Below are 14,002 nucleotides of genomic sequence, written 5' to 3' on the forward strand. Positions count from 1 at the left end.
AGTCGTAACAAGGTAACCGTAGGGGAACCTGCGGTTGGATCACCTCCTTACCTAATGATACGCATTGCGCAGTGTCCACACAGATTGTCTGATAATAGTAATGAGCAAGAGCACCTGTTGATGTCGTGAGTTTCGACTCATGATGACACAAGAAACGATTAAGTTTTTGATTTAGTCGGAATTTCCTGTGTCCCCATCGTCTAGAGGCCTAGGACACCGCCCTTTCACGGCGGTAACAGGGGTTCGAATCCCCTTGGGGACGCCATCCGATAATGAGTGAAAGACATTATCAACTGAATATCTTAAAGATGACTTTAACGAGTCGTGTTTAAGATATTGCTCTTTAACAATCTGGAACAAGCTGAAAATTGAAACACTACAGCTGAAACTTATCTCTCCGTAGATGTATTGAGGTAAGAAGTAACCTGTAGGTAGAGTCTCTCAATAATCGCAGCGCGATGATGTCGAAAGACACCTTCGGGTTGTGAGGTTAAGCGACTAAGCGTACACGGTGGATGCCTAGGCAGTCAGAGGCGATGAAGGGCGTGCTAATCTGCGAAAAGCGTCGGTAAGCTGATATGAAGCGTTACAACCGACGATACCCGAATGGGGAAACCCAGTGCAATACGTTGCACTATCGTTAGATGAATACATAGTCTAACGAGGCGAACCGGGGGAACTGAAACATCTAAGTACCCCGAGGAAAAGAAATCAACCGAGATTCCCCTAGTAGCGGCGAGCGAACGGGGAGGAGCCCAGAGTCTGAATCAGTTTATGTGTTAGTGGAAGCGTCTGGAAAGTCGCACGGTACAGGGTGATAGTCCCGTACACAAAAATGCATATTCTGTGAACTCGATGAGTAGGGCGGGACACGTGACATCCTGTCTGAATATGGGGGGACCATCCTCCAAGGCTAAATACTCCTGACTGACCGATAGTGAACCAGTACCGTGAGGGAAAGGCGAAAAGAACCCCGGCGAGGGGAGTGAAATAGAACCTGAAACCGTGTACGTACAAGCAGTGGGAGCACCTTCGTGGTGTGACTGCGTACCTTTTGTATAATGGGTCAGCGACTTATATTTTGTAGCAAGGTTAACCGAATAGGGGAGCCGTAGGGAAACCGAGTCTTAACTGGGCGTCTAGTTGCAAGGTATAGACCCGAAACCCGGTGATCTAGCCATGGGCAGGTTGAAGGTTGGGTAACACTAACTGGAGGACCGAACCGACTAATGTTGAAAAATTAGCGGATGACTTGTGGCTGGGGGTGAAAGGCCAATCAAACCGGGAGATAGCTGGTTCTCCCCGAAAGCTATTTAGGTAGCGCCTCGTGAACTCATCTTCGGGGGTAGAGCACTGTTTCGGCTAGGGGTCCATCCCGGATTACCAAACCGATGCAAACTCCGAATACCGAAGAATGTTATCACGGGAGACACACGGCGGGTGCTAACGTCCGTCGTGAAGAGGGAAACAACCCAGACCGCCAGCTAAGGTCCCAAAGTCATGGTTAAGTGGGAAACGATGTGGGAAGGCATAGACAGCCAGGATGTTGGCTTAGAAGCAGCCATCATTTAAAGAAAGCGTAATAGCTCACTGGTCGAGTCGGCCTGCGCGGAAGATGTAACGGGGCTAAACCATGCACCGAAGCTGCGGCAGCGACACTTAGGTGTTGTTGGGTAGGGGAGCGTTCTGTAAGCCGTTGAAGGTGGTCTGTGAGGACTGCTGGAGGTATCAGAAGTGCGAATGCTGACATAAGTAACGATAATGCGGGTGAAAAACCCGCACGCCGGAAGACCAAGGGTTCCTGTCCAACGTTAATCGGGGCAGGGTGAGTCGACCCCTAAGGCGAGGCTGAAAAGCGTAGTCGATGGGAAACAGGTTAATATTCCTGTACTTGGTGTTACTGCGAAGGGGGGACGGAGAAGGCTAGGCTAGCCGGGCGACGGTTGTCCCGGTTTAAGCGTGTAGGGGGAGTGACCTGGTAAATCCGGTGACTTATTAACCCTGAGGCGTGATGACGATGCACTACGGTGCAGAAGTAGTTGATGCCAAGCTTCCAGGAAAAGCCTCTAAGCATCAGGTAACATTAAATCGTACCCCAAACCGACACAGGTGGTCAGGTAGAGAATACTCAGGCGCTTGAGAGAACTCGGGTGAAGGAACTAGGCAAAATGGTGCCGTAACTTCGGGAGAAGGCACGCTGGCGCTAGGTGAAGAGACTTGCTCTCGGAGCTGAAGCCAGTCGCAGATACCAGCTGGCTGCAACTGTTTAATAAAAACACAGCACTGTGCAAACACGAAAGTGGACGTATACGGTGTGACGCCTGCCCGGTGCTGGAAGGTTAATTGATGGGGTCAGCCGCAAGGCGAAGCTCTTGATCGAAGCCCCAGTAAACGGCGGCCGTAACTATAACGGTCCTAAGGTAGCGAAATTCCTTGTCGGGTAAGTTCCGACCTGCACGAATGGCGTAATGATGGCCAGGCTGTCTCCACCCGAGACTCAGTGAAATTGAACTCGCTGTGAAGATGCAGTGTACCCGCGGCAAGACGGAAAGACCCCGTGAACCTTTACTATAGCTTGACACTGAACATTGAGCCTTGATGTGTAGGATAGGTGGGAGGCATCGAAGCGTGGACGCCAGTCTGCGTGGAGCCAACCTTGAAATACCACCCTTTAATGTTTGATGTTCTAACTCGGCCCCGTAATCCGGGGTGAGGACAGTGTCTGGTGGGTAGTTTGACTGGGGCGGTCTCCTCCCAAAGAGTAACGGAGGAGCACGAAGGTTAGCTAATCACGGTCGGACATCGTGAGGTTAGTGCAAAGGCATAAGCTAGCTTGACTGCGAGAGTGACGGCTCGAGCAGGTACGAAAGTAGGTCTTAGTGATCCGGTGGTTCTGAATGGAAGGGCCATCGCTCAACGGATAAAAGGTACTCCGGGGATAACAGGCTGATACCGCCCAAGAGTTCATATCGACGGCGGTGTTTGGCACCTCGATGTCGGCTCATCACATCCTGGGGCTGAAGTAGGTCCCAAGGGTATGGCTGTTCGCCATTTAAAGTGGTACGCGAGCTGGGTTTAGAACGTCGTGAGACAGTTCGGTCCCTATCTGCCGTGGGCGTTGGAAGATTGAGAGGGGCTGCTCCTAGTACGAGAGGACCGGAGTGGACGCATCACTGGTGTTCGGGTTGTCATGCCAATGGCATTGCCCGGTAGCTAAATGCGGAAAAGATAAGCGCTGAAAGCATCTAAGCGCGAAACTTGCCTCAAGATGAGTCTTCCCTGGGGCTTTAAGCCCCCTGAAGGAACGTTAAAGACTATGACGTTGATAGGCTGGGTGTGTAAGTGCAGCGATGCATTGAGCTAACCAGTACTAATGATCCGTGAGGCTTAACCTTACAACACCAAAGGTGTTTTAGAGAGACGGTTTTAATTTTCAGCATTGTTTACAGATTGGATTGACTGGCTGAGTGGTGTAAATCACGAGGCGGGTTGATTGAAACAGAATTTGCCTGGCGGCAATAGCGCGGTGGTCCCACCTGATCCCATGCCGAACTCAGAAGTGAAACGCCGTAGCGCCGATGGTAGTGTGGGGTCTCCCCATGCGAGAGTAGGACACTGCCAGGCATTAAATCAAGCCAAGACCCCATGCCAAAAGCGTGGGGTTTTTGCTATGGAAAAAAGACGGCGGCGGGGCGGATAAACGTCCTTGCCAGCGCCCGAACGGAGGCCTCCTGCGATAGCGGGGGGCTTTTTGCGTTTAAGGGGGCGGGGAAACCCAGGGTATGTCGGGCTTTGAAGGTTTGTATGGCGATTTTCATTCCCATCAGTTCCGGCTTATCACGTAAATTGTGCCGTTGTTTACATGATTAAGCAGTGAATTCGCAGAGGTGTTGAGTTTAATTTACTGCCTGATAAACACCGTCTCCGGCCATGGCGCCAGCCACATCCCAGGCGAAGTCTTTCCAGCTCCAGCCTGTACCGCCCTGGCGGCTATCGTAGAGCTCTTTCCCTGCACCTATACCTATAGAGAACAATAAGCCAAAGCTGCGACTGCGGGCATCTGACCAATTCTGGTGTTCGCCATATGCCGTGCCTGCGGCGGCAAAAGCAGCAGAGGCGAAGAAGTGCTGAGCTTTGTCTTTTCCCGTCCAGCTTTGAGCGGCCAGCAGGATAGTCTGCTCAATCAGGGATGTCGAGGATCCATTTTTGGCGGGAGCCAGGCTAGCGTCCGGTGAGTCGGAAAGGGATAAAAAGGTCGCCAGTCGGGAGGCAAACATAGGTTGTCTCTGCAGGATTAATCATAAATACCAATAATTCGGTGACACTCACTTACCACTTATTATTGGTCAGCGTTGGCCACTCACGCACCATCAATCATCTCCAATAACCTTCGCATATCGTGCTGATTACTCTATTATTTAACGTTATAAAGCGGTGATGAAGAGTTATTCTGCGAAGACATTTAGGAAATGTGGCCGAATCCAAAGTAGCCCATTCTTAACAGCGAAAAAGCCGCTGCTCTGAAGGCCATTTAGGCTCTGATCTTTATTGCTGTAAGGTAAAGCTGGTCGAAACTTTGGCGGCGACTGACGAGTCAGGTTTCATGCCAAATAACCTTTTCTATCTTCTAGATTCTTGTGTTGTTAACTTGCAATAAGGGGAGTTTTGCGCCGAGGTATTAGGCAATGTGATGCAACCCTACCCAAAATCAGCTAAGTTATCAGCGTATTAGATGCTATTAATGATGAATAAGTTTCTGTTTGGAACGTGGCTTTAACTGCAAGAGTGGGGCGCTGTCAGGTGCAAGCGGGTCAGTTGCTAAGATTTACAGTCATCATCTTTGAACCAACCTCATGGCGCAACCTGCTTTATACTATGAGCAGCGGAAAATCAGTTAAGACTGACTTTTCAGCCAGGAACAGATGAAATCAGCAATATGATAGGGTTGGTTAATATCTAATTGCGGTAAATCTGTAGGGGCTGGTTCATCGCTTGCTAGCGCAATAACATGCTTATCGATAACTCCGGAAAAAGGTTTTCCTACAGCCGCTCGGTATAGGGCGATCTTATTGATAGGCTCATGTTTGAACCCCTCGACCAATACGAGATCGATATTGTTTGCATCCAGGCGGCTTGCTAAGTATTGCAGATCCAATGACGGATTATCTGGCGTTTCAGTCATTAGCGCCCAACGTTTATCGCTGGCAACTAATGTCTGGTCTGCACCAGCTTTCCGTAGCTCATAGCTATCTTTGCCTGGCGTATCGACATCCATATTATGATGAGTATGCTTAATCAGCCCTACCCGAATGCCACGCTGTCGTAATAGGGGAATAAGTTGCTTCAGTAACGTAGTTTTTCCTGTGCCGCTGTATGCAGCTATTCCTAGGAGTGGGGGAACTGGTTTGCTCATTGTCTTTCGGTATTCCTTTCTTCCCATAACGCACAGTCTTCAGGCGTATTTAAATTACAAAACATCTCTGCAGATTCATTAAATATAACCCGTTGAGCATGAATATTGTGGAGTAAGATCATTAGTTTTCTTTCTCCATTTGCCAGATAGTTCTCTAATGTTGTTATCAGGCTTTTATGCAGTAAAACCAGTGTTGGATGATCTCTTTCACCATCGTTTACATAAGCGGCCAGCATGTTATTTCGGCCTTGCCAAAGTTTCTCAACCATATTTGATGGAATATCTGGGACATCGCAAGGCACAAAAATGCACCATTCAGTCGCGGCTATATTTAATCCTGCCAGCATTCCCGCCAAAGGGCCGGAAAAACTTTCAGTGATATCGCTAAAAACTGGAATCCCAGATTTCTCATAGCAAGATATATTGCGATTAGCATTAATCAGTAAATGGTTAACTTGAGGAGTCAATTTATCTGCGACATGCTGGTACAGCAATTTTCCGTCCAATTGAAACAATCCCTTATCTTTACCCCCCATTCGGGTTGAGCGCCCTCCTGCGAGAATTATTCCGGTAATCATTGGCTGCATTGGGCCGACCTTATTACAATAAGCGATTTAGGAATTGTATAACTAAACTTGTGATGGAGTAAGGATTTACCTTTATTGACAGTTAGGTCTCTTTCACTACTTGGCTAACCCTGCTACTTTGTCTTCATATTTTCAAATAGGATAGTTTTGCTATGAAATGTCATCGCGTAAATGAGCTGATTGAACTTTTACATCCGGCCTGGCAACAAGAACCCGATCTGAATCTAATTCAGTTCCTGCAAAAGCTGGCGATAGAAGCGGGTTTCAAAGGTGATTTTTCAGATCTGACGGACGATATTCTCATCTATCATCTGAAGATGCGAGGTTCTGCTGCTACAGAAACCATTCCAGGTTTGAAAAAAGACTATGAAGAAGATTTCAAAACGGCGTTGTTACGGGCTCGTGGCATCATTAAAGATTAGTCATGGCAATTAATGCCGACGTTTTTTGAATGATGTTATCTTCTGCTATCAATAGATTACCGTGAATAACTGATGCCTAAAAATGCTGTTCTAAATAACTCTGCTTTTAATTTTCAGTCATTGTCTCCAGACCTGATCATGGATGCCCTTGAAGGCGTCGGATTGCGGGTGGATTCAGGTTTAACGGCGTTAAACAGCTATGAAAACCGGGTTTATCAGTTTATGGATGAAGACCGGAAGCGTTATGTCGTGAAATTCTATCGACCTGAGCGCTGGGATGCCGCCCAAATTGAGGAAGAGCACCGTTTTTCTCTCGATCTAGCGGAAGCAGAAATTCCGGCCGTAGCGCCTTTAGCGCTAAATGGTCAGACTTTGCATACCCACTGCGGGTTTTTCTTTGTTGTCTTCCCAAGCGTAGGTGGGCGTCAGTACGAGATCGATAATCTGGATCAATTAGAGTGGGTTGGGCGCTTTCTCGGGCGAATCCATCGGGTTGGCAGTGAGCGGCGGTTTATTACCCGGCCAACTATGAGCGTTGAAGAATATCTGATTGAACCGCGAAGTCTGCTAGCTGGCTGTGAGTTGGTTCCAGCCAAGCAGAAAGATAAGTTTCTAGCTGCAACAGATTTGCTAATTGAGACTATCAAACAGTACTGGCGTACTGACTGGCAGCCTATTCGTCTACATGGAGACTGTCACCCAGGTAATATTCTTTGGCGTGACGGCCCATTGTTTGTTGATTTGGATGACGCGCGGAATGGTCCGGCAGTGCAGGATCTCTGGATGTTATTACATGGAGAACGTAGCGAGCAGCTTATTCAGTTGGATATATTGCTGGAGGCTTATGGCGAATTTGCAGATTTCGATCAGCGGGAATTAACGTTGATCGAACCTTTACGCGCGATGCGTATGGTTTATTACCTAGCTTGGGTCGTCAGACGTTGGCAAGATCCAGCTTTTCCTAAAAGTTTTCCGTGGATGGCGGAGCCTGATTTTTGGTTACAGCAGACTTCGGTATTTGCAGAGCAGGTTAAGTTGTTGCAGGCACCCCCTCTACAGCTGATGCCAATGTATTGACGTTAAGATAATGGAGATTTTTATTGTATGAATAAAGTATGGCTTGCATTAGTGGGTATGGTGATGGCATTTAGTGCCTCAGCAGCACAATTTTCTGATGGTTCCCAATATGTGACTTTAGATAAACCGGCAACAGGCGAGCCCCAGGTTTTGGAGTTCTTCTCATTCTATTGCCCACATTGCTACCAGTTTGAAAAAATATATAAAGTGCCTGAAACAGTGAAGAATTCACTACCAAAAGGCACTAAAATGACTCGTTATCATGTGGAATTTTTAGGGCCTCTAGGTAAAGAGTTAACTCAGGCATGGGCTGTTGCTATGGCATTGGGTGTAGAAGATGACATTACTTCATTGATGTTTGAAGGTGTGCAGAAAACTCAGGTTGTTCAGACTCCAGCTGATATTCGAAATGTGTTTATCAAAGCCGGTGTTACTGAAAAAGATTATGATGCTGCTATCAATAGCTTCGTCGTTAACTCATTGGTTGTACAACAGGAAAAAGCAGCTGAAGAACTCGGGTTACGCGGTGTTCCTGCTATGTTCGTGAATGGTAAATACCAAATCAAAAACGACGGTATTGATACATCTTCCCAAGAAGCTTACGCTAAACAATATTCTGATGTCGTTAACTTTTTGATTAAACAAAAGTAATGATAATTCAGTGATAAAAAACCGGCTTCGGTCGGTTTTTTACCTTAAAAGAAAACACTATGATAAACATGGAAATTAATTTGTATTATCAATATAAAATGACAATATTTAATTAGCTAGGCTGGAATATTATTACCATTTTAATTTATTGAATATTCAACTGATTCAATGGATTTGAGAAAATTCCTAAAAACCAATCTATCGATTATAGAAATATCGTTTAAACGTTTTATAGTAAGGTGTTTTAATTGATACCAGAGTTACATCCATGGGGCCTGAAAAACTATTCACCGTTTTTAAAATTTTGATATTCAATATTCTCCGCTAGGAAAATGTACCAAAATTAATTTCCTATATAAAAAGTCCAATTAACTAATATCCACAATTACGATAAAATTTTCATGACGATAATCATGAATGTAGATTATTTTAACTTAATGATTTATAAGAGCTTTATTAATGATCTCGATGGGTGGTGTTATTAAGATAGCTCCTCTTTACTCTTTTATTCACAAAGTTATCCACAGAGTGGATCGGCTCGATCATGTAGCGATCGCTCACGAAAATCACACAAGAAAGGCCTCTAAGATTCGTCTCTTGCTGCCAGCTATGGCATTCTTAGTACCAGACTCAGCAATTGAAGATGAAGACACCTTATGGCACAAATCGCAGAAAACCCCTTAATCCTGGTTGATGGCTCCTCTTACCTCTATCGCGCCTACCATGCATTTCCTCCACTGACCAACGCCAGCGGGGAACCAACCGGTGCGATGTATGGCGTGCTCAACATGCTGCGCAGCCTGTTGCTACAGTACCATCCAAGCCATGTTGCGGTAGTTTTTGATGCCAAAGGTAAAACCTTCCGTGATGAGTTATTTGCTGAATATAAATCTCCCCGCCCGCCGATGCCTGATGATTTGCGCTCGCAGATTGAGCCGTTACACCAAATGGTGAAAGCGATGGGGCTACCGCTGTTAGCGGTTTCTGGCGTTGAGGCTGATGACGTGATTGGCACGTTGGCGCAGGAAGCCGAGAAAGCCGGCCATTCAGTATTAATCAGCACCGGTGATAAAGATATGGCGCAGTTAGTCACGCCAAATATCACGCTGATAAATACCATGAACAACACTATCCTTGGCCCAGAAGAGGTATGCGAAAAATATGGCATCCCCCCAGAGCTGATCATCGATTTTCTGGCACTGATGGGGGACTCGTCGGATAACATTCCTGGCGTGCCGGGCGTAGGAGAAAAGACCGCCCAAGCGTTATTACAAGGCTTAGGTGGGCTGGATACGCTTTATAGCAATCTAGATAAAATCGCGACCCTGACTTTCCGCGGCGCGAAAACTATGGCTGCCAAGCTGGAACAGAACAAAGACGTTGCCTACCTCTCTTATAAGCTGGCTACGATTAAAACGGATGTTGAGCTGGACGTGACTTGTGGCGAGTTGACGGTATCGGCTCCCGATGTCGATCAGCTGCATACATTATTTGGGCGTTATGAATTCAAACGCTGGCTGGTTGATTTAGAAGGCGGCAAGTGGTTAGAGGGCAATAAACCGCGCCCGACGGGGACGGGTAAGAGTGATAGTCAGGCTGCTGCCGCTGTAGATATTGCTGCTCCGATTGCTGAGGTGACGGCGCAGCTTTCGCAAGAAAACTATCAGACCATTTTGGATGAAGAAACTTTCTTCGATTGGGTTGAGCGGCTGAAAAAGGCTGATGTCTTTGCCTTTGATACAGAAACTGACGGTTTAGACACTTTGACCGCTAATCTCATCGGGCTTTCTTTCGCTGTTGCTCCCGGTGAGGCGGCTTATCTGCCCGTAGCTCATGATTATCTGGACGCGCCAGCGCAGCTGGATCGTGATTGGGTATTGGCGCAGCTTAAACCACTGCTGGAAGACGAAAAATCGCATAAAGTCGGGCAGAACCTGAAGTTCGATAAAAGCCTGCTGGCGCGTTATGGTATCGATCTGCGTGGCATCGAATTTGACACCATGCTGGAATCTTATGTGTTGAACAGCGTTGCTGGCCGCCATGATATGGATAGCTTGTCTGAGCGTTATCTCAATCATAAAACCATTACTTTTGAAGAGATTGCCGGAAAAGGTAAGAACCAGCTGACTTTCAACCAGATTGCACTGGAACAGGCTTCGCCTTATGCGGCAGAAGATGCGGACGTGACTCTGCGGTTGCATTTAATCATGTGGCCAAAGCTACAGGAAAGCGAAGGCTTACTGCGTATTTTCCGAGAGATTGAAATGCCGCTGCTGCCGGTTTTGTCGCATATAGAGCGCACCGGTGTGTTAATCGATCAATCTATTCTGTCTACGCATTCTCAAGAACTAACCATCCGTTTGGCTGAATTGGAGAAACAGGCGCACGAATTGGCAGACGAACCCTTTAATCTGGCGTCGCCGAAGCAGCTGCAGGCGATTTTGTACGAAAAGCAGAAACTGCCCATTTTGAAAAAAACGCCAGGCGGTGCGCCGTCCACCAATGAGGAAGTGTTGGCAGAACTGGCGTTAGATTACCCGCTGCCGAAGGTTATTCTCGAATATCGTGGCTTGGCCAAGCTGAAAAGCACCTATACCGATAAATTACCTTTGATGATTAACCCGGTTTCCGGGCGAGTACATACTTCATATCATCAGGCGGTAACGGCTACCGGCCGTTTATCTTCTCGCGATCCTAACCTGCAAAACATTCCTGTAAGAAATGAGGAAGGTCGACGAATTCGTCAGGCATTTATCGCACCAACCGATTACAGCATTCTGGCTGCTGACTATTCTCAAATTGAACTGAGAATTATGGCGCATCTTTCACAGGATAAAGGCCTGCTGGCAGCTTTTGCTGCGGGTAAAGATATTCACCGGGCAACGGCGGCTGAAGTCTTTGGCGTGGCGCTGGAAAATGTAACCTCAGAGCAGCGCCGTAGCGCGAAGGCTATTAACTTTGGTTTGATTTACGGTATGAGCGCCTTTGGTTTGGCGCGCCAGCTGAATATTCCGCGCGGGGAAGCTCAACGTTACATGGATCTGTACTTTGAGCGTTATCCGGGTGTGCTGGAATATATGGAAAGAACGCGTAAACAAGCAGCCGAACAGGGCTATGTGACCACTCTGGATGGACGTCGTTTGTACCTACCGGATATAAACTCCCGTAATGCCACTCGTCGTAAAGCTGCGGAGCGTGAAGCGATTAACGCCCCTATGCAAGGCACCGCTGCCGATATTATTAAGCGGGCAATGATTGCAGTAGATAACTGGTTACAACAGCAGGAAGAGCCTCTGGTACGTGTGATTATGCAGGTACACGATGAATTGGTGTTTGAAGTGCATGAAAGCGTGCTGGAAAGTGCCACCCAGAAGATTCGCGATCTGATGGAACAGAGCATGGAATTAGACGTGCCGTTGAAGGTTGACGTTGGCGTGGGTAAGAATTGGGATCAGGCTCACTAAGTGGCGATTATTAAAGCGTTTTATGTAATTAAGCTACATTAGGTGTCGATTATGCTCGGTTTCTCACCGCTGAATCGTGACAATTTGTGTAACTATACAACAAAAAATTCTTTTGCCCTGCGAAAAAATGATGTAGAGTTACAGATGTAGGGTACAGAGGTAAGATGTTCTATCTTTCAGACCTTTTACTTCACGTAATCGGATTTGGCTGAATATTTTAGCCGCCCCAGTCATTTATTGACTGGGGCGTTTTTTATGGGCGCTATCCAACCATTTGCCGATTTATTCAGCGTTAGAATGCATTTTGGGGAGGAAACAGAGGCGCGGATTTAAATCTGGGAAGGAATACCGGGCAACAACCAGAGGCTGCCGCCCGTAGAGTGAAGGATTAAGAGGTAAACCGGTTAATCACAGTGGTGTGGAATCTTGCTTACTCGCCGTCGTCTTCCAGTTCTTCCATCACTTCCGGCGGAATTTCGCTGAACCAGGTGTCCAGTTTTTCTCGCAGTTTATCAACGCCAATTTTTTTCAATGAAGAGAACGCTTCGACCTGAATATCCCCCATGAAAGGAATAATGGCTTCGCGAACCATATTTAACTGGGCTTTACGCGCACCGGAAGCCAATTTATCGGCTTTGGTCAGTAACAGCATCACTGGCGTACCGACAGCAACGGCCCAGGTAATCATTTGCTGATCCAGATCTTTCAATGGATGGCGAATATCCATCAACACAACCAGCCCTTTCAGACAGTTACGCTTCTGTAAATATTCCCCCAGCGCGCGCTGCCATTTGATTTTCATTTCTTCAGGTACTTCTGCGTAACCGTAGCCCGGTAAATCCACCAGACGGATACCATCGGTCACTTCAAACAGGTTGATCAACTGAGTACGCCCCGGTGTTTTACTGGTACGTGCCAAACTTTTCTGGTTGGTCAATGTGTTAAGTGCGCTGGACTTACCCGCATTGGAACGGCCCGCAAATGCGACCTCAATGCCTTCATCGCGCGGAAGATGGCGAATATCCGGAGCACTGATGACGAAATGGGTCATATGATAGTTATAGTTTTTAATGGTCAAAATTTTTCGTCTCCGTAAGAGATAGCTAACATGGGGGGATTATAACTACATCGGCGGGAAAGCGGGGGGTTTATCTCGATTAACTCAGTGTGCGAGAAAAATGACTCTGGAACTTGATGTTTTGTAAGCGATTGCCCATTTTTTGCTGCGGCGATGTCTTATTTTTTAAGTATTGCTAAGAAATCTTGCTTTAAAAACAATCTATTATCAATACGGTGATAATTGAACTAGTCCGCATTGGTGTAAGTGTATTGAGTAAAAACAACGGGCTAGTAAAGTTATCGCCGGTACTGGGATGTACCAAAAGGAAATTATCAGCGGCTCGGGATGGGTTGTTGTCTCAGGGAATCGAAGGGAATCAGCAGAGATTAAGGACGATGACCCACGGATGAGTCAGGATGGTGACTTTCAAGTCGGCAAGGAAGAACGAATAAATGCTAGGTTCGGGCGGAGCAAAGGAAGGCTGCAAGGAGCGGTAAATTTTACGGACGGAGCGACATGGAATGTCGTGTAGGCAAGGGATAAACAGGGGAGTTGGATAAGCGCATGGATTGCGCTGTAAGGATATCCTTCCGCAGAAGGTGCGAAAAAAGGCGACAGGGCAACCTGCCGCCTTTTTTCTTTGTCTGCTTTCTGCTAGATTCCGCCGCAATCCTATACTAAATCCAATCCTATATTTATTTACCTAATCTAAGAGCACAGGTTATGAACCAGCCAACGAAAGCACCGCGCGGCAAAACCGCAACACCAAAACGTAATAAAAAGACTCGCGTAGAGCTTGATATTGAAGCTCGCGAACGTAAACGTCAGAAAAGACACAGTGGCAATCGCTCAGGTGCGAGAACCAACGTAGAGGCCAACAACAAGAAAGGCCAGACTCAATCCCAGGAAAAAGATCCGCGTATCGGCAGTAAAGTGCCTGTACCGCTGGTAGTTGAAGGCAAAGTTAAAACTAAGCCTGCTGCGCCTAAGTCAGTAGCCAAGCCGCGACTGACGCCGGAAGAAGAGCTGGCTAAGCTGGAAAATGACGAACGTCTGGATGCATTACTGGATCGTCTGGATAATGACGAAGTATTGAGCAAAGAAGATCAAGCTTATGTCGAGCTGACGTTGGATCGCATCGACGCATTGATGGAACAGCTGGGTATTGAACTTGGCGATGACGAAGATGATGAAAAGCCTGAAGAGAAGCAGGAAGACATCCTACAATTACTGAAACGCGGTAATAAAGACGCATTCTAAGCTATGAATTGGGTGATCCCGACGATAACCCTACTACTTACATGTTATCTATTGTGGTTATTGGGTAA

Annotated in this window: 10 protein-coding genes, 1 tRNA gene and 3 rRNA genes; 10 read left to right on the forward strand and 4 right to left on the reverse strand. The window is 46.9% G+C overall.

The genetic code is table 11. The annotated features are described in order from the left end of the window. The 4 genes from AD970_RS20675 to rrf form a co-directional block, all read left to right on the forward strand. Positions 1-50 (forward strand): 16S ribosomal RNA (locus AD970_RS20675); the annotation flags it as partial. A gap of 139 nt (positions 51-189) precedes the next feature. Next, positions 190-265 (forward strand) — tRNA-Glu (locus tag AD970_RS16210). Between the two features lie 223 nt (positions 266-488). Further along, positions 489-3,395, forward strand: a 23S ribosomal RNA gene (locus tag AD970_RS16215). Between the two features lie 113 nt (positions 3,396-3,508). Continuing rightward, positions 3,509-3,624: ribosomal RNA gene (gene rrf / locus AD970_RS16220) — 5S ribosomal RNA — on the forward strand. A gap of 272 nt (positions 3,625-3,896) precedes the next feature. On the opposite strand, the gene AD970_RS16225 is transcribed toward rrf, so the two are convergent. The 3 genes from AD970_RS16225 to mobA all read right to left on the reverse strand — a co-directional run bounded on the left by AD970_RS16225 (position 3,897) and on the right by mobA (position 6,000). Further along, positions 3,897-4,277 carry a YfiM family lipoprotein gene (locus AD970_RS16225; protein ID WP_235786953.1) on the reverse strand — a complete coding sequence of 127 codons (381 nt, stop codon included), beginning with the start codon at positions 4,275-4,277 and terminating at the stop codon, positions 3,897-3,899. 617 nt (positions 4,278-4,894) lie between these two features. Next, positions 4,895-5,413, reverse strand: a complete 519-nt coding sequence (gene mobB, locus AD970_RS16230; RefSeq protein ID WP_049601371.1) for a molybdopterin-guanine dinucleotide biosynthesis protein MobB — start codon at positions 5,411-5,413, stop codon at positions 4,895-4,897. Then, the gene (gene mobA, locus AD970_RS16235) at positions 5,410-6,000 is read right to left on the reverse strand and encodes a molybdenum cofactor guanylyltransferase MobA (protein WP_049601374.1); all 591 of its coding nucleotides are present in this window, start codon (positions 5,998-6,000) and stop codon (positions 5,410-5,412) included. Before mobA ends, mobB begins: the two co-directional genes overlap by 4 nt. A 152-nt stretch (positions 6,001-6,152) precedes the next feature. Here mobA and AD970_RS16240 point away from each other — a divergent pair, with 152 nt between their 5' ends. From AD970_RS16240 to AD970_RS20680, 5 genes are all read left to right on the forward strand, one after another. After that, a complete protein-coding gene (locus tag AD970_RS16240; RefSeq protein ID WP_049601376.1) occupies positions 6,153-6,422 on the forward strand; it encodes a YihD family protein in 270 nt (89 codons plus the stop codon). Positions 6,423-6,494: 72 nt separating this feature from the next. After that, positions 6,495-7,499 carry a serine/threonine protein kinase gene (locus AD970_RS16245; protein ID WP_072080675.1) on the forward strand — a complete coding sequence of 335 codons (1,005 nt, stop codon included), beginning with the start codon at positions 6,495-6,497 and terminating at the stop codon, positions 7,497-7,499. A gap of 27 nt (positions 7,500-7,526) precedes the next feature. Next, complete coding sequence (gene dsbA, locus AD970_RS16250) at positions 7,527-8,150, forward strand: thiol:disulfide interchange protein DsbA (protein WP_049601379.1); 624 nt, start codon at positions 7,527-7,529, stop codon at positions 8,148-8,150. Positions 8,151-8,806: 656 nt separating this feature from the next. Continuing rightward, complete coding sequence (gene polA / locus AD970_RS16260) at positions 8,807-11,614, forward strand: DNA polymerase I (RefSeq protein WP_049601384.1); 2,808 nt, start codon at positions 8,807-8,809, stop codon at positions 11,612-11,614. A 164-nt stretch (positions 11,615-11,778) separates the two neighbouring features. Then, on the forward strand, positions 11,779-11,826 hold the full coding sequence (locus AD970_RS20680) for a spot 42 RNA, inhibition of DNA synthesis (RefSeq protein WP_071892919.1): 48 nt from the start codon (positions 11,779-11,781) through the stop codon (positions 11,824-11,826). Positions 11,827-12,044: 218 nt separating this feature from the next. Here the strand turns inward: AD970_RS20680 and yihA are convergent, their stop codons facing one another. Then, a complete protein-coding gene (gene yihA / locus AD970_RS16265; RefSeq protein ID WP_049601387.1) occupies positions 12,045-12,692 on the reverse strand; it encodes a ribosome biogenesis GTP-binding protein YihA/YsxC in 648 nt (215 codons plus the stop codon). A 705-nt stretch (positions 12,693-13,397) separates the two neighbouring features. Between yihA and yihI the strand changes: the two genes are divergently transcribed. Beyond that, entirely contained in the window at positions 13,398-13,934 is a 537-nt protein-coding gene (gene yihI, locus AD970_RS16275; RefSeq protein WP_049601391.1) for a Der GTPase-activating protein YihI, read from the forward strand. Positions 13,935-14,002 lie beyond the last annotated feature (68 nt).

Origin of the sequence: Yersinia nurmii (genome assembly GCF_001112925.1) — a bacterium.
Taxonomy (GTDB): Bacteria; Pseudomonadota; Gammaproteobacteria; order Enterobacterales; family Enterobacteriaceae; genus Yersinia; species Yersinia nurmii.